Origin of the sequence: Paenibacillus sp. FSL K6-2524 (assembly GCF_038005525.1) — a bacterium.
Taxonomy (GTDB): domain Bacteria; phylum Bacillota; class Bacilli; order Paenibacillales; family Paenibacillaceae; genus Fontibacillus; species Fontibacillus anaericanus.
Window position 1 is genome coordinate 5,027,245 of sequence record NZ_JBBOSP010000001.1, and the last position, 24,334, is coordinate 5,051,578.

Below are 24,334 nucleotides of genomic sequence, written 5' to 3' on the forward strand. Positions count from 1 at the left end.
CCTCCAAATATCAACAATAAACGTCATTCTTTTTACTGTCTACTTAAAGGGGATAATATCATTCATCAGGAGTCATCTGTTTTAATGTCCACTGGTAACGCTCCGTATTGTAATATTCCATATAGTCATTTACTCGAACTCGTAATTCCTGAATGGTCGTACACGATTTATACTCTAGCTCATCCTTCATATGACCGAAGAATGTCTCCATCGAGGCATTATCCCAGCAATTCCCTTTGCGGGACATGGACTGCTTAATGCCAGCCTTATTGACGAGAAGATGAAACTTTGGGTGAGTATAATGCATCCCTTGGTCAGAGTGTAAAATGGCCTCAGGATGAATATTGCTATCCAGTCGATCCAGCAACCTTTCCATAGTCCGTTCCACTAGCGATAGGGCCAAAGAGGAGGAGAGATAATGAGCCAAAACTTGTCTCGTCGATCCATCCTTCACCACGGACAGATAGGCACATTGTCCATGCCCATAGTGCATATAGGTTATATCCGTCAGCAGTACCTTCTCAGGCTCTCCTTGGTCAAACTCACGCTTTAGTAGATTTGGACATGTTTGGTGCTCTTTTGTAGCTTTCGCCATCTTACGATAGGGATTGGCTTGCCGAATCGTAGCAATAAGGTTATATTTTCGCATTAATCTTCGAATCTTCTTGTGGTTCATGACAACGCTGCTCTTCCGTTCAAGTCTCATCTTCACTACTAAGGCTCCAGCTTTACCATTCAAATCGTCAAAGTGCTTTTGGATAAGGAAAGCGTCACGCTCATCTGCTTCCTCTCGTAACTGTCTGGATTCCTCAGCCGCAAGCCAGCGGTAATAACCGCTTAAACTCACATGGGCCAACTTGCATAGGTAGCGCGTCATACGCTGTAGGCCGTGCTTGCGGATGGTGTGGTTAATGATCTGGAAGCGCTCGGAGGGTGTCAACGTTTCCTCAGCATTTTCTGCTTTTCGAGCGCCTCGAGCTTTTTTAAAAAGTCATTCTCCATCTCAAGTAGCTTGATTCGTGCTTCCGCACGTTTTAGTTTTTCTTCGGTGGAGAGTTCTCCTGCAGGTCTTCTGCCCGTAGATCCTTTTCCCCGATGATTCTCAAGCAGTCCATCTTCTCCATGAGCCTGGTAAGAATTACGCCAACGGTTTAGGCAATGCTTGGGTTTCTTACGACCGATAATATCCATATTAAATCCGGCTTTGAGGAAAATCTCCATCGGGGTTTGTCCCTCTTTATAGGCCTTAACTGCTGCAAGTTTAAACGTAGGTGAATACGTAATACTCTTCTCCGTCACGTTCTCGACATTTGGATTCCCCTCTAGCTGTTTAATCTCATTTTCGTTGAACATCTTTAAATCACCTCTCGTTTTATTGATGAGTTCTTCCACGGTTTTGTTTCAATAGTTCGATTAAAACACAAATGACCCGTAAGAGGGTCACTTTTTTCAAAGTTTCCATCTTACGGGTCACAGTTCAAACTACTTCAAGGGTCGTTCTATAATTTAGATTAACTAACGCTGTTTCAATTTTTCAGTTAGTTCCCGTAGTGCTGCGCCGCGATGACTGATAGCCTGTTTCTCTGTGAGGCTAAGCTCTGCCATCGTCTTCTCATATGCTGGCAAATAGAACAACGGATCGTATCCGAACCCGCCACCTCCGGCTGGCTGTGAAGTAATCCACCCTTCTACCGTTCCGGAAGCCTCAACAAACTGTCCATCCGCTGGATCATACAACGCTAAATGACATACAAATCTTGCGGGACTCAGTAACGGCTGTTCCGTATCTTCTCCCTGATGTAATTGTTCCAGTTCACGAAGTAACTTAATATTGTTTGTTTCGTCTGTAGCCCCTTCACCAGCATATCGAGCTGAATACACTCCTGGTGCTCCATCAAGCTGGTCTACACAGAGACCTGAATCATCGGCAAGAACGGGTAAGCCAAGGAGGTCACCAACGGTTTTCGCCTTCTTACGGACATTATCCACAAAGGTCTCACCGTCTTCCACGACCTCAGGCACGTCAGGATAATCATACATACTCAGTACGGGTTTACCCAAAAATGCAAGAGCATGCGCAAATTCCTTGACTTTACCTTTATTCCTCGTAGCTACAATAATGACGTCTGCTGCTTGCTGAATCATACGTTACTTCCTGTTTGTCCACTACCAATCTTAAGAGCGATCGGCCCTAATACTTCTTGTTGCTGTTTAATCATCTCATAAATACCTTGTTCGGCAAGCTTCAGCATTGAATCCAGTTCGTTTCTGGAGAACGGTTTCTCTTCACCAGTTCCCTGTACCTCAACGAATTGGCCTTGTCCCGTCATGACAACGTTCATATCCACTTTAGCTTTAGAATCCTCTTCATAGTTCAAATCAAGCAACAACTCTTCGCCTACGATCCCCACACTGAGGGATGCTAGATAATCCGTAATTGGAAATACAGGTAGATTATGTTTCTGAACAATCTTATTTATTGCGATTGCCATCGCGATGAACGCTCCTGTAATTGAAGTCGTACGCGTGCCACCATCTGCTTGCAGTACATCACAGTCAACGGTAATCGATCGTTCACCTAGTGCTTGCAGATCAACAACTGAACGAAGTGAGCGACCAATCAATCGCTGAATTTCCATTGTACGGCCACTCAACTTACCTCTCGCTGCTTCTCGCTGATTCCGTGAATGAGTTGCCCGAGGGAGCATTGAGTACTCTGCAGTTACCCAGCCTTTTCCTTGACCCTTCATGAACATTGGAACCTTCTCATCCACTGTCGCCGTACAAATCACTTTGGTATCTCCGACTTCAATGTACACTGAACCTTCAGCGTATTTATTCACATTAACCGTTAAATTCATCGTCCGCCGCTGAGTTGCCTCACGTCCGTTTATTCTCATCGTTAACTGCCTCCTACATTACATGCTGTCTATATGCTTTCCCCATTCTATCAAAGTGTAAGCATAAAAGCACCATTTGAAACCTCTTTACTGTGGTAAACTCGCTTGGGACATGACGCCTTGTGCGAAGAAAAGGGAATAAAAAAAGGAGACGTTTTTCGTCCCCCTTCCCATTTCTTATACTATAAAGGAATTTGATTAATCAATTCCGGTCGCGAGACTGGCTCACTATACTTCTGATTATCCAAACCAACTACATCTTTTTGTCCATTCAGCCAAATCCGTACTTTATCCCCCTTAGCATTCTCCGCTACTGTTAATACCAGCGATTGCATCATCTGAGCCGGCGGCTTCTCACCGACCTCAAACATGTCATCTTGGATCGATACCGTCACAATACCATCATTAGATACGGTTACTCCGTCCACCGCAGTATTATCAGTGAGAACTCGCTCCAAGCCTGCTCCCTTTATAGGTCCTTTTATCAATTCACTAAGTGCAGATTGTACGAGATCACCCTGAGCTGGTACAAATCGAGTGACCGGCACGAAATATTGAACCCCGTCCTGCGTCTCTGCCGAGAAAAATACGGTAACTGCACTTGTTCCTGATAGGCTTGAACCACCATCAAATTCTAAATTAATCCCCAAAGAGCGGTTTAATGGGCGTTCCAGCGATGTTCCGTCGACTGGCATTTCACTTAACTTCTCGCCGTCTACCCACAATTGTACATTCTGTATCTCTGGATTTCCTGTTAATGTCCAAGTGACCGCCTCAAGAATCTTCCGTTCATCTGCGGCTTCATATTGATTAAACGACTTGCTGAATTCCACAACCGCCAGTTTCTCATCCTTCTTAACTGTAACAGCTTTCACTTCTGTACCTTTCGGAAGTACACCCCTAAACCCAGACGGGATCAATGAAGTATATGGTCCGTCTTGGACAAGCATATCGAGTGTTCTGTTCAGTTTCTCTGCATCTGAACCTGTCGGCAAATGGAGTGCCACCGGAGCTAGAAGCCCCTTTTCATTCTCCAGATAAACCGTGAAGAGCTTGTCCCCAGCCGTCAGGCTTGTCTGTTCTGTAGGCGTAAGCCCCATCTCCAACATTTGAGCCTCAACCTCTGGTGGTGGTGGATCGATTTGAGCTGAAGAGCTCGCTCCAAAGTAACTGCAGCCTGATAGCATTAGTGGGAGTGTTAATACGCCAACAGCGATTGTACGACGAAGATTAGAATTCCATTTCATGAACGGGTTCCTCCCTAACATTTTTCTATGGTTTGTATTACTATATATACGAGCCTCTTTTCGAAAAATACTATATTTTTTTCAAGAAGTGGGCACACTCCATCATGTTCAGTCCGATATAAAAATAGTGAGGGGTAGAGGTGATTGGAATGGAACAACCAAAAGCAAAAGTACCATACAGCTTAAATAGCAAAAAAGTAGCTGACGCAACGAAAGAATGGCTTCACAAACGCGGTGTTACCACACTGGAAATTGCCGAGCTTGTCATGCTATTACAACAGAAATACTATCCGAGTCTAACCATGGAGGAATGCATACATAACGTAGAGCAGGTACTCAGCAAGCGAGAAGTACAAAACGCGGTATTGACCGGTATTCAACTTGATATTCTTGCCGAACAGCAATTGTTGATCCCTGAGCTTCAAGATATGATCTCCCATGATGAAGGACTCTATGGAGTAGATGAAATACTTGCATTCTCCATTGTCAATGTTTATGGCAGTATTGGATTTACGAATTACGGATATGTAGATAAGTTAAAACCAGGTGTATTGGATCGACTAAATGACAAGAGTCTTGGACCTTGTAATACCTTTCTGGATGATATCGTAGGAGCTGTCGCAGCATCTGCCAGCAGCCGAATTGCACATCGTAAGCAAGCGGAACGTGAGATAGAAATTGAGGAAGAAGTAACTGACAAAGATAATCAGTAGAAGATAATGAGTAATAGTATAGAGTTAATAAACAAAGAAGCCGCGAATAGTCGCAGCTTCTTTGTTTATTTTATAGAAGAAAAAAGTATCATTCCATCATCAGTAGGCGATATCTTCTCTACCACACGCCCTTGACCAACAAGATGAACAAGGTGCGCTAATGCTTCTGACATAGCAAAGCGCATTTGATGAATACCTAGATCATTTCCGAATAACGCGGTACATATCTCAAAACCACTTTGCGAAGATTGTTGCAATAATGCCTCAATTCGTAACAACCTTTCTTCATGGTGTTTAATGAGTCCATTCGTACGCTCTGCAAAATGAGAGAATGGATTGCGATGCCCAGGAAAGGCTAACTTCACATCTAACTCACCTAACTTGACCAGTGAGTCTATAAAGGAACGTAGCGGCTGGGAATCGCTTCCCGGTAATAAGCTCACGTTAGGAGAGATTTGCGGTAGAACAGCATCGCCGCATAAGATTATTCCTCGCTCTATGTCATAGAAGGATAAATGTCCTGGAGCATGGCCAGCAGTCTCAATCGCAAGCCAGTTGCGCCCACCCATGCAGACATAACTCCCTTCCGTTATATAAGTGATATTTGGAGATGGTGTAACTTGGGGAATAAACCCATCCAAGTGCTCCGCGATTTGTTCACTCCATATGGCGGGCATGCCATGACGACGAAACAACCGTGGGAGTTCTTCACACATCATGCTATCCTTCCCCCACATTCTCAGCGATTCCTCGTGAGCACGGCGAGACATCGTCACTGAAGCACCTGTCAACGACTGCATATACCCCGCCAGACCGTAATGATCGGGGTGATGATGTGTTAGGACGATCGAGGTAATCTCCTGTGGAAGGATTCCGAGCTCGCGCCAAGCTTCCTCCCACTCCGCTTCCGAGGTCTCTGTGCGCGGTCCCGGGTCTATAATAGTAATTCCCTCCGGTCCACGCAAAAGATAGCTATTAACCCAGCGCAGCGGAGGCGCCATTGAAATACGTACCCTGGTGATTTCCTCTTCGTTCCAATCCTGAATATCTGGAATTGTCGTCATGCTAATGTTCCTACCAATATCATTCTTGGGGACGACTCCATATCATAATTTTCCTCGTCGTACCCTCCATGTACTTTGTCCAACTGCAGACCTGCCTCGGTCAACATAGCAAGAAATCTATCGTAAGAATACAGCTTGATTCGTTCCAGATAGTGTCTCGGCTTAACTAATTCTTTGTCTCCTTCAGGTCCCTCTTGGCAAATTGTTATATGCTTCTCCACATAACCGTCTTCAATCCTACGATTCTCAATAATAAGTTGTCCTGAATCCATCCTTTCCGAATAAGGGATCAAATGTGTTTCTATGTAGGATGGATTGAGGAAATCGATGATAAAACGTCCCTTTGGTTTTAACATTCTAGCGATCTCTTTGAGTACTTTTGTATGCTCTTCGTCTTTCTCGAAATAACCAAATGAAGTGAACAAGTTAACGACGGCATCATATCCACCATGAAGCGGTAATTCTCGCATATCCGCTCTCAGCCATTCAACTAGGTTATCAGGATCGTTTCGCTTTGCTTCACGCAGCAATACATCCGACAAGTCAACGCCGGTCACTTCATATCCAGCTTCCACAAGTGCCATTGAATGACGGCCCATTCCACAGCAAAGGTCGAGTAACCTCGCTCCTTGTGACAGCCCCAACCAGGAAATCATTTTATGTACTTCACGTCTTGCTCCTTGCACATCACGGTGTTTATATACGAGTAAGTAATCCTCTCCAAAGCTTTTCTCATACCATTCAGCCATCACATTCATCCCTCCCTTTGTTGTTTACGTGTAAGACTCGGTATCGTCATTTCTCATTCTTTTAATTGTACCTCTACTGTTATGAAACTCAAGCTCTGATTTTGGGAAGAAATAAATACAAAAACAGCGGATGCTATGATGGGCTTCCGCTGTTCAGTCTGTGTATATCTGCTTCTCTGATCTTTACTCCGCAGGAGTCTCTGTTGTATCTTCTTCGTCTGCTTTGTCGGTCAAAGTATTAGTGATGGTAGCTTTGCTCCGAACATCTTCAAACCATGCCGCGGAAAGCTCAGATACTTGCTGGGACACAAGCCCCTTCCGGATCTCTTCTTTCTTCTCTTCCAGCGTAGCTTCATGTGCTTCTTTGCGATCGGTCAGCTTAATTACTATATATCCTTCAGTCGTTTTGATCGCACCGCTAATCTCATCCTTAGCCAATTTAAAGGCAGCTTCCTCTACCGCAGTTTCTTTCTCACCGCGACCATAGAAATTAGTGTCTCCACCCATGTCTTTTGTTTGCGTATCGAGCGACTTACTCTTAGCTAACTCGGCAAAATCCGCGCCACCCTCAAGTTCCTTAATAATATCGTTCGCTTCTGCTTCAGTTGCTACAAGAATAACCGAAGTGCGCACTTGTTCCGGTGTATCAAAGGATGCTTTGTAAGTGTCAAATATCTCCTTGATTTGTTCGTCGGTCACTGTAATTTGTGGTTCTAGTAACTTGGTTAATGTTAGGTTTTCACCAATAGTTTTTCTCAACACTTCCTCCGTCATTCCGGATTGAGTAAGAGCCAACTTATAGTTTTCTTCTGAACCATAATAGTCTATATACCCTTGGATCTCTTTTTGGATATCAGCTTCCGGGATGGTGATCTTAGCCTTCTCCGCTTCCTGCTTGACTAGTTCCTTTTTAATCAATGCGTCAAGGACTGTTTCTGCACCTGCACCTGGAGCTGTTAACTCATCATAAAAAACATCTTTGCTAATTTTAACTCCGTTTACAATAGCAACTGCCTCAGACTTGCCTTTGCCAAGTGGTTGTACAATCAATACGACAATGAGTAGAGCAGCAAGTACGAGGGAAACGATTGGCCAAACTTTACCGGAGACAGCTGGTCTCGGATTCTCAGGACTAGTAGGAATAGCTAGATTTGCAGGATCAAAATATCCTGGATTCACATCAGCATCCTTATTGTCCTCAGAAAAGACATCTTCGTTTGGCTGCGATTCTTCAGCTACTTCAACCTGATCCTCTTCATTACCAAGCAAAGCTTGTCTCTCTTGATCTACAGTGTCCTCAAAAACTTTCTCTGAAGTTTCTTGATCTGTTGTTTCTTCCCCCTGTGGTACCTCTAATTCTTTTTTATCTTTATCTTCCATTCGACTTGTGACTCCCTTCATTTTTTAAAGCTATTAACCACGTTCTCTTTAATGACTTTAACAGAATACTCCTAACTTAACATTAAAGAATAATTAAAATAAGTGACGTGTTTTTTAATTTTATTTTAAGAAACATCCTAACCTAGGCATCCCGATTTCTTTTATCTGCCGAAAAGTAGTAAAATAATGAGGTAAAACAAGTTTGGGAGGATATGACAACCATGAATTATGAAACCTATTTCCAAAATCACAGAGAACAACACTTAGAAGAGCTTAAAGAGTTGCTCAGAATTCCAAGCATTTCAGCACTATCAGAGCACAAATCAGATATTACTCAAGCGGCGAACTGGATAGCTGATAAACTTCGCCAAGCGGGAATGGACAAAGTTGAGGTTCATCCTACGACAGGAAACCCTGTAATATACGCGGAACATCTACAAGCTCCTGGTTGCCCCACAGTATTAGTCTACGGACATTACGACGTACAACCTGTCGACCCACTGCACTTGTGGGAAACACCGCCATTCGAACCTACGATCCGAGACGGGAAATTATACGCCCGTGGTGCAACAGATGATAAAGGCCAACTGTTCCTTCATATCAAGGCGGTTGAAGCGATCCTCAAAGAAGAGCAAAAACTTCCTGTTAACATTAAGTTCTGCATCGAGGGTGAAGAAGAAATATCTAGCCCGAGTCTACCTGCTTTTTTGGAATCCCATGCGGAGATGCTGGCTGCCGACGCTATCTTGATCTCAGACACCTCATTACTTGAACCCGGTAAACCTGCCATTTGTACTGGACTTCGTGGCTTATGCGAGCTAGAGCTTTCCGTACATACTGCGAATACAGACCTTCATTCCGGTACGTTCGGGGGAGGAGTTCCCAATGCACTTCATGCGCTCGTTTCCCTGTTAACTTCACTTCACGATGAACAGGGTCGTGTCGCTGTAGAGGGATTTTACGAAGGAGTACATGATCTGACCCCAGAGATGCGTGAGGAATTTGCCAAACAGAAATTTAATGAAGATAAATTAAAAACTAGCCTCGGATTAGATTCATTATACGGAGAAGAAGGGTTTTCTTTCGTGGAAAGAACAGGGGCCCGTCCAACCTTAGAATTGAACGGGGTATATGGCGGCTTCCAAGGTGAAGGTTCTAAGACGGTAATACCTAAAGAAGCTCATGCTAAGATTACTTGCCGTTTGGTGGGGCAACAAGATCCTCAAGCTACACTCGACAAAGTCGAACGCCACTTGCATGCAAATATTCAATCCGGCGCTAAGATCACGGTGGTGAAAGGTGAAAGTGCCCGTGCATTTACCATAGATCCTTCAGACCCTATGTTGCAAAAAGCAGCAGATGCCTACGAGCGTATCTATGGTACTCGTGCCCTATTCACGCAAGATGGTGGGTCCATTCCAATCGTTGAAACATTATCCCGGGTATTATCAGCTCCTGCTGTCATGATGGGATTCGGCCTTCCGGATGAAAATCTGCATGCACCAAATGAACATTTTAACTTGGAGAATTTCGATAAAGGGATGCTGACCATCGTCGAATACTTGAAATCACTCTAAGTAAATAAGACCGAAAAAAAGCAGCCTCATATGTAGGCTGCTTTTTTTCGGTCTTATTTTTCTGCAACAGGCATATACAAATCTATCCCACCTGTATGCTGATTATCATCAAACCCCAGATGTTCCTCTAACCATTGATGCTTGCCATATATATATTTACTGTCTTTCATCCAGTTACTAAAACGGACCCATGCTTTTTCTATTTCAGGCCCCATGTCACCGTTATCTCCCTGACTTACACTTGTGACCGCATATAGCCCACCGCTTAACATTTTCACTTGAACATGTTCATCACAGGCAACCACAGAATCGTCAATTGTAACACAAACCTCATAGCCGTATTCCTCTTGATCCGGAGAAGATGGGCTTGGATTATTATATCCGAATATACGCAATTTCTGCTCATTAATGTCTAAGCCAAGGTTATTTAACCAGCTTGTCATGACCGCAAAGGCTCTCGTCTCAGGTTCCTTCCCATAATAACAATAATAAGCGACTCTGATAGGTTCCAGTTCTTTGAGAACTTTAATATCAGGGTATTTCTCAAGCAGCTCCTTATCTTGAATATCAAAATATTTGTCCATTATATTCACCCTTTCAAAATGATACGATTTATCCTGTTTCCTGAAATCACTAGGCATAGACCCCGTAATTCGTTTGAATGCTCTAGAAAAAGAATCTCCACTCTCAAAGTCATACAACACAGCTATATCAATTAGGGGGAGACTACTCTTCACTACTTCCGGTACAGCCAGACTAATTCTACGGCATCTAATATATTCCTTTACGGTGTATCCTACGAGCGCAAAGAACATCCGATAGTAATTGGACAGGGACATGTATGCTTCCTGTGCGACAATTTGAAGATCGATTTTGTTCTCCAGATTATTCTCAATGTAGTCTATAGATCTTTGTATTCGTTCGTAGTAGTTCAATCGGAGGCACTCCTTATATTCATCTCGAGATAACTTCATAATAATATAGAATAGCTCCAATCATCCGACTTTTTTTCCAGAAATTTTGATTATGGTTCTTATCATTCACATCAAAAAAAGCCCTCTATCCCCTCTCATATATCATGAGAAGTTCAAGAGAGCTTGTCTTTATTTTCGCCACTTCATAAATCTATGCTCGAGATAATCCACACTCAGAAATAAAATGAAGCCGACCAAGCTAAACAACATAATGCCGGCATACATCTCCGAATAGTTCATCCTTAACCAAGCGTCCATAATAAAATATCCCATACCATATTCCGTTCCATAAATCTCAGTAAAAAACAGCACCGATATCGCCGTTCCAAGTGAAATACGGATGGTACTCAGAATCACGGATAATGCACCCGGTAAGGTAACATGCCAGAACTTCTCTACCCGATCCGCCCCAATGCTGCTGAGTACATCATACGTATTGTCTGGAATCGCTTTGACTCCATCACGAACAGATATAATGATCTGGAAGAGCAGGATCAACATGATCATCAGAATTTTCGAAGTCTCGCCCAGCCCAAAAAATAACATTACAACGGGCAATAAAGCTATTTTTGGAATAGGATAGGTTAAGTAAACTACAGGGTCTAAAATTTTATTCCACCGCGGGGAGCGTCCCATCAATATACCTATAGATAGCCCTAGGATTAACGCCAATACCACCCCTGCAAATACCCGAAACAAACTATACCCTACATGAATTGCGATCTCTTGGCCATCCAAATGTAGCATAGATGCGTAAACGTCTAATGGATTAGGAAGAATCGACTTATTAATGACGATATAAAGAAGATACCAAATCACATTCATACCTAGAAAAACAAACAACAGTCTTATCAGATGAGGGATTTGCTTTTTTTTCACCATTTCTCCTGCATTACCTTTCTGATTCTCTTAGTCTGTGCGAAGAATTCATCACTATCTCGCTTGTCTTCATGACTGATTTGAAATACCGGATTATCGATGATAACCGGAGGTTCCTCCTTGTTGGAAGGCATGACTACAATCTTCTCACCAAGTAAAATCGCTTCTTCCACATCATGAGTCACAAATAACGTAGTTGTCGGATGAGAAATCCAATTTTCCAGGAAAATGGTTTGAATCTCTTCACGTGTAATGGCATCCAGTGCGGAGAAAGGCTCATCTAGCAGCATAATTTCAGGTAAAATAGCAAACGCTCTAGCAATCGCTACCCGTTGCTGTTGTCCCCCACTAAGAGATAGAGGATAGCGCTGAGCCAAATCAGCAATACCCATAGCAGTGAGCCAACTTGTGATTTGCTGCTCTTGCTGCCCTTTGGTATGACGACCAGAATCACTAATTCTCATCGCCATTCTAATGTTTGAATGGACCGTCTTCCAAGGAAGAAGACCATAATTCTGTGGTACAAGTCCAATGAGAGCTGTGCCTTGTTTACGTAGAGATTGATCATAGAACTTAATCTCTCCTGTATATGACTGTACCAGTCCCGCAATAGCACGCAATAATGTTGATTTGCCGCAACCAGAAGGACCAATCATCGTATAGATACTATGCTCGGGCAGACATAAATCCATCTGCTCCAGCGCTAAATGACCCTCTTGATATTCCACAGTTAAGCTATTAATTTCAAGTCCTTTATTTCTTAAATACGACATCCGAGATCACTTCTTCTGGTGAAATGTCTTTGGTTAATAATCCTTTCTCTTTTGCCCATGCAAATGCTTCCTCTACCTCTTTCACATCCACTTGATACGCGGGTACGTATTCAGGTACTGTGATTTCATCTTTTAAAGTTTCAGGATAACCTATTTCTTTAATAATCAAGTCAATATACTCTGATTGATCATGAGATTTCAAATATTCTACTGCATCATCATAAGCAGCATACATCGCAGTAATTTCTTTGGACTTTGCACTGATAACCTCTTGTGGAAATGCTAGAATGAACGGGTTCACTCCTGCTAGCTTAGTGGAACTTAATACTTGGAGTCCTGAAGCTTTTCCCATCGTTACAAAAGGCTCTGGCAATATAGCCGCATCCGATTTTTTATTCTTAAGCAATTCTAAGCGAGTTGGGATTTGTGGTACTTCTGTTACATTAATATCAGCTTCGCTCAGACCCGCTTGCTTCAACATCATAGCAACAGTATATTCTGTAGATGTATTCTTAGACAAAATAACAGATTTCCCTTTTAAGTCCTTCACATCTTTTATTTCATCATTACCGGTTAACAAATCGAATTCACCAAAGGTTGTACTTGTTGCTTTCACATCTAATCCAGCTTCATTATAAATGGCTAAGGCCACTAAATCTGCACTAATTCCATCCAGTTTATCTGCTTGGAAAGCGACATCACGATCTTTGGCACTTTTAAATGTTTCAATATTCAAGGTAACTCCATGTTCCTTATCAAAACCGTGTTCATGGGCGATGATAAATGGAATGGCATCGATCGAAGGTAACAATCCGAGAGACAATACAGGGATTTCCTTGTCCTCTGCTGAATTAGCTTCTTTATTCGTGCTGCAACCGACAGCAAGTGCGCTAATAACAACCACCAACATTAACACCATGATTACTTGTTTCGTCTTACTATTTCTCATAACTCTCTCCAGCCTCCATCTCTTCTCTAAAAAATCTTCTATGTTGAATCATCCCTTGCGTATTTATTCACAAAGGGACATGTCAAAGCAGCCCAATGCCTTCTTAGCAGGAATTGAGTAATGTCATTTTACACCATACATCATATTTTGTATATTTAAAATTAAAACATTACAGACAAAAAACCTTCTTTTCCTCCCTATTGAATAGAGATGAAAAAGAAGGCTTACGGTTTTCTTCGCTCTAAAAAAACCGTCAGATTATTATCTCCCCAAGCTTAATCAGTTCGACTACCGCCTGAGCCCGACCTTTGACGTTCAGTTTCTGCATTACATTGGAGATGTGGTTGCGTACGGTCTTTTCGCTAATAAACAACTGGCCCGCAATATCCCGTGTCGTTTTATCCTGCACGAGTAGTTCGAAAACTTCTCGTTCACGATGAGTTAACAGAAATTTGCTGTTACGATCGCTGCTTTTCAAAATGCGTCACCCCTCCTTGATCGGGTTTTATGGTTTAACAAGGGTGGGATACAGTCAACACATATTATGAAAAACACTTAGCAATGGTGCGCTACATAAACAAAATGGGCTTGGGGTTTTTCTTATTTTATTTAAAAGCCATAGCCGCTTGAATCGCCTTAGTCCATCCGTTATACAGCTCATCCCTTACTTCTACTGTCATCTTAGGCTCGAAACGTTGATCTAGACTCCATGACTGGCAGATTTCATCACGATCATTCCAGTAACCGACGGCAAGACCCGCCAAATAGGCTGCTCCAAGGGATGTTGTCTCCCTAATAACTGGTCGCTCAACCGGTATGCCAAGGATATCGCTCTGGAATTTCATCAAAAATGCATTAGATACTGCGCCTCCATCCACACGCATGGTCCCAACCTTAATTCCTGAATCCTTCTCCATTGCAACCAGAATATCTTTGGTCTGATAAGCCAGTGATTCTAAGGTAGCACGAATGAAATGCTCCTTGGTCGTTCCCCGTGTCAGCCCAAAAACAGCGCCCCTGACATCACTGTCCCAATATGGACTACCTAGACCAACAAAAGCAGGAACCACATAAACCCCGTCTGTGGAATTGACCCGTAAAGCGTAGGTTTCACTATCCTTCGCATCACGGAACATCCGCAGACCATCCCGTAGCCATTGAATAGCAGAACCCGACACAAAAATACTGCCTTCTAGTACATATTCCACACCGCCGTTTAACCCCCAAGCGATAGAAGTGATTAGTCCATGCTGCGAGGAAACGGGCTTATCTCCCGTATTCATTAACATAAAGCAGCCGGTGCCATATGTTGTCTTGATCATGCCTTTTTCAAAGCAAGTTTGGCCAAACAATGCCGCCTGTTGATCTCCTGCAGCCCCAGCGATTGGCACTTCCTCACCGAAGAAATGATGTGGATCCGTTTGCCCGTATACTTCAGAAGAGGGGCGAACTTCTGGCAGCATCACTTTGGGGATATTTAGCAGTTCTAGCAAATCATCGTCCCAACGTAGTTCATGAATGTTATACATAAGAGTTCGAGATGCATTAGAATAATCACTTACGTGGAGAACCCCTCCCGATAGTTTCCAGATCAACCATGTATCAATCGTACCAAAGAGTAGTTCTCCCTTCACTGCACGATCTCTAGCTCCTTCCACATGATCCAATATCCATTTCACTTTCGTTCCTGAGAAATAAGGATCTATTAATAGCCCCGTCTTTTCACGGAACACTTCATTTAAGCCTGCGGATCTAAGCTCTTCACAAATCTCCGCCGTCTGGCGAGACTGCCAAACTATCGCATTATAGATGGGGTACCCTGTTTCTTTATCCCAAACGACGGCAGTTTCCCGTTGATTCGTTATGCCGATACCAGCGATCTGTTTCGGCTTTACTCCCGACTCCGACAAACAGGAGGCAATAACCGCCAGAATAGAACCCCATATTTCATTCGGGTTCTGCTCTACCCAACCAGGTTTGGGGAAATACTGTGGAAATTCGCGCTGCGCAGCATGAACAATATCTCCCTGTTTATTAAATAAAATAGCACGCGAACTCGTCGTTCCTTGATCCAGTGCAAGTATGTATTTCTCCATTATAGCCCTCCGTTCCTAATCATTTTATTTCTTATATTAACCTAAAAAGCAGTGACTTTTATCATAATTTATATTGACGCTTATTCAGCTTGCGATTATGATTGAAAACGAAAGTGATAATCATTATCATTCCCAGAAAATAGAACTATACATAAGATTCAGACCATACCATTAAAACCATTAAAAGGGGTGTATTCAATGAAATATCGTTACGCTGTACCAGCTGCTATTCTTACAACGGCTCTATTACTGTCCGCCTGCAATTCTGAAAACAAGACTGCAAACAATAACACAAATAACACATCTATTGAAGTTAAAGATGATACTACTGAGGCAGCCCAAACCGCTGAAGCAGCCAATTCCAGTGTTCAACAAAGTGATTTCCAAGCGGCTATCGACCAATATCGTAGCTACGTGATTCAAGAATGCGATGCTTTCGTTACGCAAACGGGAAAATTCGTCGATGCTGTAAATAGTGGAGATATCGATACTGCCAAAGCATTATATGCCCCTGCTCGCATGCACTATGAACGGATTGAACCGATCGCCGAGGCTCTTGGTGATCTTGATCCCAACATTGATGCTCGGGATGGAGATGTAGAAGCGGCTGAATGGCGCGGATTTCACCGCATCGAAAAAGCACTCTGGGAAGATAAAACAACCGAAGGTCAGAAAGAATATGCCGATCGCTTACTAAGCGATGCTAAGCTGCTACGGGCCAAGGTTGAAACGGTAGAGATTGATGCTTCCTTATTGGTGACAGGAGCCGTTGAGTTGCTAAACGAAGTGTCCACTTCCAAAGTTACTGGTGAAGAAGAACGGTACTCTCATACTGATCTGTACGATTTCGCTGCCAATGTAGAAGGCGCAGCCAAAATATATGAACTACTTAAACCCCAACTAGCGACTAATGACGCAGAACTTGATAAACAAATTGGAGAGCGCTTTGCTGCTCTTGAGAAAGAACTGGCTCCCTTTAGAGAAGGAGAAGGTTATGTTACATATGACAAACTTACAGAAGAAGACGTTCGAACGCTAAGTCAGAATTTAGATGCTTTAGCCGAACCCCTGTCCAACATGGGCAAGCTTCTAGGAGTATAACATGAGTGATTTAGGATCCATTGATGGAAACACTGAGCGTAATGATGGGAAGGCAACTTCCCCGCGAGACTCCTTGCTGGATAAACCAATTAGTCGCAGGGATATCTTAAAGCTAGCCGGGGCTGGTAGCCTCGGCTTACTACTTGGAGCCGGCGGTGTTGGTGGCATTCTTGCCGCAACAGATACACTCTCCAAGAGTACGAACAAAAGCAAAACGAATAACTTCTCAGCTAGCGACAGCGTGTCATTCTATGGTCAACATCAGGCTGGGATTATCACACCCGCCCAGAACTTCCTTTGCTTCGCTTCATTTGATCTAAAGACGACCTCCCTTGCTGAAGTAAGGAAATTATTCCAAGCATGGACCGAAGCTGCAGCTGTCATGATCACTGGTGACCTTATCGGCAATAGTAACAGTAGTCTTAACCTGCCCCCCTCCGATACCGGAGAGGCGGCAGGTCTTTCTCCTTCTAAGATGACCATTACATTTGGAGTTAGTCCTTCCTTCTTCGATGAACGTTTTGGACTGGCGAGTAAACGACCGGCCTCTTTCAAAGATCTCCCTCTATTTCGTGGAGATGCGTTGCAACCAAAGTGGTGCGGTGGGGATATTGGTATTCAAGTTTGTGCTGACGATTTACAAGTTGCCTTCCATGCGATTCGCAATCTAGCCCGAATCGCTCGCGGGACAGCCGTGCTTAGGTGGACTCAAGAAGGATTCCAGCGAAGTGGTACAGCAGATCCGTCTGGCGGAACGCCCCGCAATCTAATGGGATTTAAAGATGGAACTGGTAATCCGGATACACAAGATCCAAAAGCGATGGATGAAATCGTCTGGGTTCAATCTGGAGATGCGCAGGATTGGATGAAAGGGGGCAGTTATATGGCCGCTCGACGTATCCGCATGCGCGTGGAAATATGGGATCGCTCGTCGCTGAGTGATCAAGAAATAACCTTTGGTCGCCATCGTGATTCTGGCGCTCCGCTAGGTTCCAAAGATGAATTCGCCCCGCTTGATTTAGAGGCAAAACATCCTTCCGGTCAACCGATTCTTCCGATGAATTCTCATTCACGTTTAGCCAATATGAGTGGGGACACCAAAATACTACGAAGAGCCTATTCTTACAGTAGCGGAATTGATACCAAAACAGGACAACTAGACGCTGGGCTGTTCTTCATCAGTTACCAAAGAGATCTTCAGAAACAGTTTGTTGCGATGCAGCAAATTTTAGCGGCTAGTGACAAACTTAATGAATATATCGTTCATGTCGGAAGCGCCGTATTTGCCTGTTTCCCTGGCACACGCCAAGGGGGGTATATCGGGGAGACACTTTTCTAAGGAAGGAAGTGCTGTATCTTGTCACGCCCCATATTTAAATTAGCTACCTGTTTACTGGCCCTTTTATTAATAGTAATGATGTTTCCAGCGCCTAAACTCTCGGCTGAAGAAAGTGATGGCTCCTTAACCAACCTCCTCCCCCTTGTAGGAGGAGCACTTGTCGAAGCAGGAGCGAAGAACTGGGAAGAGGCATCCACAGAACTACTTCAATTCGAGACCTTATGGAATGGTGTCCAAACACCCATACCTGTGGATACGGCTGAAGAAATCAAAGGACATCTAGACAAAGCTAAAGAAGCTATTCAACTTCAGAACCAGGAGGAAGCGAATTCCTCACTATCTGCCTTGGCTAAAACGGTAAATACATATGTCGAGGCCAATACAGAAAAGGCCGAAACTCCATCAGGAAAGGATGCTGCTCAGCTATTGCAGGGCATGGCGGAGAATACACTAAGTCCTTTGGAGCAGGAGCAGATCGACGTCTCAACAGCACAGTCCCGTTACAAGGAAATTCTGAATAAGTGGCATAAAATAGAAGGACCGATCCGCAGTGGTCATTTCGGTGTTTATAGCGACGTAGAACGGCATATGAGTCTAATTCGTATCTCGCTTCAGGCTGAGCCTCCCAAAACAGATCAAGCTATTAGTGAACTGAAATCTATGCTGAGCCTACTTCAAAATTATATAGACGGTAAGCTTGATGATTCAGCTGCTTCGTCCTCACTAGAGGCGGGAGGGACGTCACTGGCCGACGCATTAATTTTATTACGCGATGCCAATCAAGCTATCCAGTTGCAGGATGTAGCCGGTGCTAGTAGCCAAATGAGTGAATTTATTACACTCTGGCCATCCGTTGAGGGCGAGGTGTCCATATCCTCTGCTACCATTTATACAGATACTGAGAATAAAATGACTGAAGCACAAAGCTACCTCGTATCCACTCCACCGGATTTGACTAAGGCACAAGAATTGATCAGTAAAATACTTAACAATTTAGAGCCTCTGGCTGAGCGTACTGCCTATTCGGCTTGGGATGCAGCCCTCATACTACTTCGTGAGGGACTAGAGGCCATCCTAGTACTGGCAGCTTTACTCGCCTTTGTAAAGCGAGCAAACAACAGAACCGCCCGTAGCTATGTTTGGGCAGGAGCGGGCACAGGGTTACTACTAAGTGGTGTACTGGCCGCCGTACTTACCTATGTGTTCTCACAATCAACCTCAGGCAGCACACGTGAACTTATTGAAGGGTTTGTCGGACTACTAGCTGTCCTAATGATGTTGACTGTAGGGCATTGGCTTCATAGCAAATCCAGTACACAGGCATGGAATAACTACCTTTCGAAACATGTCGGTGGCGCATTACAACGTGGTAGTCTTTGGTCCCTATTTGCTTTGTCTGGTCTTGCTATTATACGAGAAGGTGCAGAGACAGCCGTGTTCTACATTGGTATGGCACCATCTATTGAACCGATGCAATTCATAATTGGGATCACTGGAGCTTTATTAGCGCTCATTATCCTTGGCTTCTGCATCATCCGGTTTAGCGTCAAGCTACCGATTCGCCCATTCATGCTGACCGCAACTCTGCTTATCTACTACTTAGTTATTCGCTTCACGGGAGAAAGTATTCATTCACTACAGATATCAGGAATACTTCCTGCTCATAGCAAGTCCTGGCTTCCATCGGTAAGCTGGTTAGGTGCGTTCCCAACGTGGGAGACCACTGCTGCGCAACTAGCCCTACTGCTATTCGTTCTTGTCCGACTTTATGTCGGAAGGGAGAAAAGTAAACCTAACACCTCATCCAGTAATGCCATCCGCGGGCGCAGTTAATTTCAATTTATAATTTATAGCTGGCCTTCCGAAGGTAAAAAAATAAGGAGCTATCCCAAAAAGTAGAATTATCTACTAAAGGGATAGCTCCTTTTTAAATTGCTTCAATCGATTATTCTCTCAGTATCAAAAATCATGTGATGTCACGCGACCTATCCACCTGAGCAAATTTCTCTATAGTAGAGATTAACACATCTAGTTCATTCTGCTCTACGAGAGATAAATAAGACTTTAAAACTGTTCTGGATCTGATCTTCGCCTTCTCTAATATCTTCTCACCGTCTTCTGTAGCAGACAGAATCACTGCACGCCGATCCTGTTCATCATGACGGCGATCAACATATCCACTTTGAACAAGCCGGTCGATCATCACAGTAATTGCACTCGGTTTGACTTCGAGCATCTCCGATAAATATGTAACATTACATGACTTCTCTTTGGAAATTATGGAGAGCATATGGTACTGAGGCCCCGTTAAACCAAGTTCACGATGATGCATAATCTCGGCATGCATTTTCTTGAAAGTTTTAGACCAAGCTGACATTAAGCGGTCTACATATTGATCGAGATTCGGATCCATGCTATTCCTCCTCTACGTTAGTAAGCTTAATACCAGTTTAGTATGCCTCCATCGAAAAAACAAGAAACATGTCACTTGCTTTCGTATGTGGAATAAATTATTATGATGGTATCGAAATTATTTTCATAAATTTTTATTTTATATTAGAAATTATTTTCTTGGGAAAATCTCATGAAAGCGGGTGAATCGTTTATGCTTACCCCTATACTTCACGCGATCTTCAGTTCTCTTGACACCTTACCACCACAGGAACGTAGGCTTGGTGAGCATATTTTAAAATCTCCATCTTCCGTTATTCATACTGGTATTACAGAATTGGCAAGCACTTGCCAAATCAGCCCCTCTACCGTTACGCGCTTCTGCAAAAGTTTTCATTTCAAAGGATTCCCGGATTTCAAAATGAAGTTAGCCAGTGAGATTGCCAATAAACCGTTAGACAACCAGTATCAGGATATTATCGCTGGCAATGATCTTCATAAGATCGTTCAAGCCATGGAGGCGAACCATCTGGCGTCAATAACGGATACCACCCGTCTTTTGGATATGAATCAACTCCAGTTAGCCGTAGAGAAACTCTGTCATGCCAAACGTATCGATTTGTATGGTGTAGCTACCTCATCCGTAATCGCTCAGGATTTCTATCAAAAGCTTATCCGTATTGGCAAGAACTGTACTGCCTTTGCTGATTCGCATATGCAGATTACCTCAGCCTCGGGGCTTGGTAATAACGATGTCGCGCTAGCCATCTCATATTCGGGAGAGACACCGGAGACAATCGATGCCCTAAAGTGTGCCAAAGACAGCGGGGCCATTACGATTTCACTAACAAAGTACGGGAATAGCACACTTGCTTCGCTAGCCGATATATCGTTATTCTCATCTTCTTTGGAAGAAGGAATGCGCAGAGGGGATATGACTTCCCGAATTGCCCAACTTCATGTCATCGATATTTTATTTACAGGAATGGTTAGTATGAATTTTAAAGATTTCATCCCCAAACTTGAAGCGTCCTATCAGAATGTTCAAACATATCGTAAAACTACTGGAGGGTCATAATATGTTAAATATTATTAAAGTAAACAATGAACAACAATTTAATGAAACCGGAGCAAGCCTCATAGCTAGCTTGTTACAGATTAACCCACGTGCAAATCTTGGTCTAGCGACGGGTAGTACACCCGTTGGAGTTTACAAAAGATTGATCGAGCTTTATAACGAAGGTCTGGTTAGCTTCAAAGACGCACAAAGCTATAACTTAGATGAGTATATCGGTCTACCTGACAACCATCCGGAGAGTTACAGACGCTTCATGAATGAGAAACTGTTCGATCACATTGATATTCAAAAGCAGAACACTCATGTCCCATCTGGTAATGCTGAGAATCTTGAACAGGCTGCTGACGACTATAACCGTCTACTGGAGGACGCGGGTCTTATCGATCTTCAGTTACTTGGCCTTGGACATAATGGACATATCGGATTTAATGAGCCTGCTGAAGAATTACAAGGACCAACACATATCGTAACCCTCGACGAGGTAACGCGTAATGCCAACGCTCGTTTCTTCAACTCCATTGATGAAGTTCCGACCCATGCTATTACGATGGGGATTGGTTCCATTCTCAAAGCAAAACAAATTTTACTGATGGCTAAAGGTGCTGACAAAGCTGAAATACTTGCTACAGCGCTTAAAGGTCCTCTGACTACTAAATGTCCGGCTTCATTCCTCCAAACTCATGCCAATGTCGTAGTACTAGTTGATCAAGCCGCTGGGAGGCTCTTATAACATGAACTCAGATCGAAATTTCACTATTGTTCACGCCGAGGTCGTTACACCAAGAGGAATTATTCATGATGGTGCGGTACAAGTAGAGAAAGGCATCATCACTTATGTTGGATCAGCGGCAGGAGCTCCATCTGACTCCGCTAATTCTTCCAAAATCATTGATGCCAAAGGGAGCTACGTGCTTCCTGGATTTATAGATGTTCACGTTCATGGAGGTATGCTCGAGGATTTCTCCGTACCTAGCCAAGAAGGTTTTGACGCAATAACCAAGCTACACTGCAGCCAAGGAACGACCTCCATGTTGGCAACATCCATGACAATGCCTAAGGAAGTCATCGACGAGATCTTAGAACAGATTAACACCTACATTCACAATGACATGCCTTATGCACAGTTGGTTGGCGTTCATTTAGAAGGTCCATTTATTAGTCCAAAATGGCCTGGATCTCAAAATCCTGTCCACATTGTTCCACCAAATCGGGAGTGGGTTGAGGCTTGGGAGACACAATATCCGGGTCTCATCAAACAGGTAACCTTTGCACCGGAACGCGAAGGTGCACATGAATTAATTCGCTATTTACGCAAAAAAGGAATCGTCGCAGCAGCGGGACATACCGATGCCACGTATGAAGAAATTATGGCTGCCGCTGAGGTTGGATTACATCATGCGGTTCACATGTTCAACGCGATGACACCCCTTCATCATCGTAAACCAGGCACAGCCGGTGCACTACTTAGTAACCCTGCCTTGAGTGCAGAAATCATTGCTGATGGTATTCACGTCCATAAGGCGGGGATCCAACTGCTCGCCAGTGTGAAGACGGATCACAATCTCATCCTTATCACAGACGCCATGTCCGCTGCAGGACTTGGCAACGGCGAGTATATGCTCGGCGATCTGCCTGTCGTGGTGAAAGATAATGTTTGTACTCTAAAAGAAAATGAAGCAACGTTAGCCGGAAGCACGCTAACCATGATTCGTGGATTCCGTCACCTGGTTCAAGAGATCGGTCTCTCTGTAGAACGAGCTTCAGAAGCAGCAAGCTTAAATCCAGCCAAGCTGATCCGAATCGATCAGCATACCGGTTCAATTGAAACAGGTAAACAAGCCGATTTACTTCTCGTAGATCCTGATTTAAATCTCCAAGATGTTTGGGTTAAGGGACGTTTGTTCCAAAATTAATTTAAATTAGAAAAACAATGGCAGGTCAAGGATACCATCTTGACCTGCCATTGTTTGATATAAGTTGAATCTAACGAGTTACACCATTAACCCCATTAACACCATTTCTTTGGGTTGGTGTTGGTGTATATCCGCTCGGGCCAGGCATTGTTCCCATACGGGAGGGGAAGATACGCTGAACTAGCTCCTCGAAATCAACTACTGCTTCGTTAACCATCATCCCGCCACGTGATTTCGTCACATAACCTCCAACGCCGCTCACAAAATCAGGATGATTTGAAACATATACGTTACGGATTTTTGAATCCGCATTTTTTACCACACGAGAAACCTCATTCTTCACTTTCTGAGGAACGTTATCTACTACTGTTCCCGAATTATTCAATGTTGTTCCAGTACCCGTGCTCGTTCCATAGGTACCATATGTGCCTGTACCATATGTCCCTGTGCCGTTATATGTGCCTGTACCGTTGTAAGTCCCCGTGCCGTAGGTTGTAGTTCTACCTGTATTTATTCCGCTTCTGTTATTATCACCAAATATTGCCCCCCGACCCATATCCATGAGGCTTCCAGATCTTCCGTTTATTCTACTCAGCCCATTATCTCCCGCGCCCCGTGTTCCATAATCCGCACCGTAAGGACCGCCGACATTACTTGTACCCAAGTTGGTTCCCCTGTTGGTTCCCATGCTAGTACCCATGTTATTTCTCATGCCAGTACTAAGCGTTCCTAGCTTAGAAGTCCCGGTTTGACCTGTTTGACCTGTTTGACCTGTTTGACCTGTTTGACCTGTTTGACCTGTTTGATTATGCAGTGTAAGGGCTACATAAGCATCATTATCCCTCACGATAACATGGGCAGTCTGAACGTCTGGAAGTTGAGCAACTTTGTTACTCAAAGTTGGGCTATGCTTCATATTGTTCATTTTGTTATTCTGATAACTATTTAGACGACTCCCATGATTCAGTGAATTTGTATTATAATTCCGGGCAGTATGATTTCGTACACTCTTGGTATGCATTGCGGTGTTATCTGTTGTACCTCTGCAGCCAGTCAATCCGACCATTCCCGCGATTAATGCTGCTGACAATGATAAGCGAATCATTTTGGCTCCTCGCATGTAGTCATCCCCTTGTCGATTAATTTTATGATTAACATGTCTTAGACTGCGCTGTTGTTCAGACCAATATGCAGGTAGATTTAACCGTACC

24 protein-coding genes are annotated in these 24,334 nt (G+C 43.6%); 8 read left to right on the plus strand and 16 right to left on the minus strand.

The window, feature by feature from the left end; genetic code table 11:
* Positions 1–58: 58 nt before the first annotated feature.
* The 5 genes from NST85_RS23225 to NST85_RS23245 all read right to left on the minus strand — a co-directional run bounded on the left by NST85_RS23225 (position 59) and on the right by NST85_RS23245 (position 4,147).
* Positions 59–940 (minus strand): IS3 family transposase, encoded by an 882-nt coding sequence (locus NST85_RS23225; RefSeq protein ID WP_341190528.1) that lies wholly within the window; start codon positions 938–940, stop codon positions 59–61.
* The gene (locus NST85_RS23230; RefSeq protein ID WP_246054465.1) at positions 937–1,353 is read right to left on the minus strand and encodes an HTH domain-containing protein; all 417 of its coding nucleotides are present in this window, start codon (positions 1,351–1,353) and stop codon (positions 937–939) included. Before NST85_RS23230 ends, NST85_RS23225 begins: the two co-directional genes overlap by 4 nt.
* Positions 1,354–1,515: 162 nt before the next feature.
* Positions 1,516–2,145, minus strand: a complete 630-nt coding sequence (gene rdgB / locus NST85_RS23235; protein ID WP_307400161.1) for an RdgB/HAM1 family non-canonical purine NTP pyrophosphatase — start codon at positions 2,143–2,145, stop codon at positions 1,516–1,518.
* Positions 2,142–2,900, minus strand: coding sequence for a ribonuclease PH (gene rph / locus NST85_RS23240; RefSeq protein WP_127190128.1), 759 nt, complete (start codon positions 2,898–2,900; stop codon positions 2,142–2,144). Before rph ends, rdgB begins: the two co-directional genes overlap by 4 nt.
* Positions 2,901–3,082: 182 nt before the next feature.
* Complete coding sequence (locus tag NST85_RS23245; protein ID WP_341190529.1) at positions 3,083–4,147, minus strand: GerMN domain-containing protein; 1,065 nt, start codon at positions 4,145–4,147, stop codon at positions 3,083–3,085.
* A 149-nt stretch (positions 4,148–4,296) separates the two neighbouring features.
* Here NST85_RS23245 and NST85_RS23250 point away from each other — a divergent pair, with 149 nt between their 5' ends.
* On the plus strand, positions 4,297–4,860 hold the full coding sequence (locus NST85_RS23250) for a phosphatidylglycerophosphatase A family protein (protein ID WP_127190130.1): 564 nt from the start codon (positions 4,297–4,299) through the stop codon (positions 4,858–4,860).
* 65 nt (positions 4,861–4,925) lie between these two features.
* Here NST85_RS23250 and NST85_RS23255 read toward each other — a convergent pair whose 3' ends face one another.
* The 3 genes from NST85_RS23255 to NST85_RS23265 form a co-directional block, all read right to left on the minus strand.
* Positions 4,926–5,924 (minus strand): MBL fold metallo-hydrolase, encoded by a 999-nt coding sequence (locus tag NST85_RS23255; RefSeq protein ID WP_341190530.1) that lies wholly within the window; start codon positions 5,922–5,924, stop codon positions 4,926–4,928.
* Positions 5,921–6,673 carry a class I SAM-dependent methyltransferase gene (locus NST85_RS23260; protein ID WP_341190531.1) on the minus strand — a complete coding sequence of 251 codons (753 nt, stop codon included), beginning with the start codon at positions 6,671–6,673 and terminating at the stop codon, positions 5,921–5,923. The genes NST85_RS23255 and NST85_RS23260 overlap by 4 nt, the downstream gene beginning before the upstream one ends.
* A gap of 183 nt (positions 6,674–6,856) precedes the next feature.
* Positions 6,857–8,053 (minus strand): peptidyl-prolyl cis-trans isomerase, encoded by a 1,197-nt coding sequence (locus NST85_RS23265; protein ID WP_341190532.1) that lies wholly within the window; start codon positions 8,051–8,053, stop codon positions 6,857–6,859.
* Positions 8,054–8,274: 221 nt separating this feature from the next.
* Between NST85_RS23265 and NST85_RS23270 the strand changes: the two genes are divergently transcribed.
* Entirely contained in the window at positions 8,275–9,630 is a 1,356-nt protein-coding gene (locus NST85_RS23270) for a dipeptidase (RefSeq protein ID WP_341190533.1), read from the plus strand.
* Positions 9,631–9,683: 53 nt separating this feature from the next.
* Here the strand turns inward: NST85_RS23270 and NST85_RS23275 are convergent, their stop codons facing one another.
* The 6 genes from NST85_RS23275 to glpK all read right to left on the minus strand — a co-directional run bounded on the left by NST85_RS23275 (position 9,684) and on the right by glpK (position 15,301).
* Complete coding sequence (locus NST85_RS23275; RefSeq protein ID WP_341190534.1) at positions 9,684–10,565, minus strand: AraC family transcriptional regulator; 882 nt, start codon at positions 10,563–10,565, stop codon at positions 9,684–9,686.
* 168 nt (positions 10,566–10,733) lie between these two features.
* Positions 10,734–11,486 carry an ABC transporter permease gene (locus NST85_RS23280; protein ID WP_127190136.1) on the minus strand — a complete coding sequence of 251 codons (753 nt, stop codon included), beginning with the start codon at positions 11,484–11,486 and terminating at the stop codon, positions 10,734–10,736.
* Positions 11,480–12,256 carry an ABC transporter ATP-binding protein gene (locus tag NST85_RS23285; protein ID WP_341190535.1) on the minus strand — a complete coding sequence of 259 codons (777 nt, stop codon included), beginning with the start codon at positions 12,254–12,256 and terminating at the stop codon, positions 11,480–11,482. Before NST85_RS23285 ends, NST85_RS23280 begins: the two co-directional genes overlap by 7 nt.
* A complete protein-coding gene (locus NST85_RS23290; protein ID WP_341190536.1) occupies positions 12,237–13,205 on the minus strand; it encodes an ABC transporter substrate-binding protein in 969 nt (322 codons plus the stop codon). The genes NST85_RS23285 and NST85_RS23290 overlap by 20 nt, the downstream gene beginning before the upstream one ends.
* A 253-nt stretch (positions 13,206–13,458) precedes the next feature.
* A complete protein-coding gene (locus NST85_RS23295; RefSeq protein ID WP_307400140.1) occupies positions 13,459–13,683 on the minus strand; it encodes a helix-turn-helix domain-containing protein in 225 nt (74 codons plus the stop codon).
* A 127-nt stretch (positions 13,684–13,810) separates the two neighbouring features.
* On the minus strand, positions 13,811–15,301 hold the full coding sequence (gene glpK / locus NST85_RS23300; protein WP_127190215.1) for a glycerol kinase GlpK: 1,491 nt from the start codon (positions 15,299–15,301) through the stop codon (positions 13,811–13,813).
* Positions 15,302–15,499: 198 nt separating this feature from the next.
* Between glpK and efeO the strand changes: the two genes are divergently transcribed.
* Genes efeO through NST85_RS23315 form a run of 3 tightly spaced genes read left to right on the plus strand, consistent with a single transcriptional unit; the run spans position 15,500 to position 19,574 of the window.
* Positions 15,500–16,402 carry an iron uptake system protein EfeO gene (gene efeO, locus NST85_RS23305; RefSeq protein WP_341190537.1) on the plus strand — a complete coding sequence of 301 codons (903 nt, stop codon included), beginning with the start codon at positions 15,500–15,502 and terminating at the stop codon, positions 16,400–16,402.
* A 1-nt stretch (position 16,403) separates the two neighbouring features.
* Complete coding sequence (efeB, locus tag NST85_RS23310; RefSeq protein ID WP_341190538.1) at positions 16,404–17,741, plus strand: iron uptake transporter deferrochelatase/peroxidase subunit; 1,338 nt, start codon at positions 16,404–16,406, stop codon at positions 17,739–17,741.
* A gap of 18 nt (positions 17,742–17,759) precedes the next feature.
* A complete protein-coding gene (locus tag NST85_RS23315) occupies positions 17,760–19,574 on the plus strand; it encodes an FTR1 family protein (protein WP_341190539.1) in 1,815 nt (604 codons plus the stop codon).
* 133 nt (positions 19,575–19,707) lie between these two features.
* On the opposite strand, the gene NST85_RS23320 is transcribed toward NST85_RS23315, so the two are convergent.
* Entirely contained in the window at positions 19,708–20,154 is a 447-nt protein-coding gene (locus NST85_RS23320; RefSeq protein WP_127190218.1) for a MarR family winged helix-turn-helix transcriptional regulator, read from the minus strand.
* A gap of 171 nt (positions 20,155–20,325) precedes the next feature.
* Here NST85_RS23320 and NST85_RS23325 point away from each other — a divergent pair, with 171 nt between their 5' ends.
* The 3 genes from NST85_RS23325 to nagA are packed head-to-tail and all read left to right on the plus strand — an operon-like array spanning position 20,326 to position 23,123.
* Complete coding sequence (locus NST85_RS23325; RefSeq protein ID WP_341190540.1) at positions 20,326–21,210, plus strand: MurR/RpiR family transcriptional regulator; 885 nt, start codon at positions 20,326–20,328, stop codon at positions 21,208–21,210.
* Between the two features lies 1 nt (position 21,211).
* A complete protein-coding gene (gene nagB, locus NST85_RS23330; protein ID WP_127190220.1) occupies positions 21,212–21,940 on the plus strand; it encodes a glucosamine-6-phosphate deaminase in 729 nt (242 codons plus the stop codon).
* A gap of 1 nt (position 21,941) precedes the next feature.
* On the plus strand, positions 21,942–23,123 hold the full coding sequence (gene nagA / locus NST85_RS23335; protein WP_341190541.1) for an N-acetylglucosamine-6-phosphate deacetylase: 1,182 nt from the start codon (positions 21,942–21,944) through the stop codon (positions 23,121–23,123).
* A 70-nt stretch (positions 23,124–23,193) separates the two neighbouring features.
* Here the strand turns inward: nagA and NST85_RS23340 are convergent, their stop codons facing one another.
* The gene (locus NST85_RS23340; protein WP_341190542.1) at positions 23,194–24,243 is read right to left on the minus strand and encodes a YhcN/YlaJ family sporulation lipoprotein; all 1,050 of its coding nucleotides are present in this window, start codon (positions 24,241–24,243) and stop codon (positions 23,194–23,196) included.
* Positions 24,244–24,334: the final 91 nt, after the last annotated feature.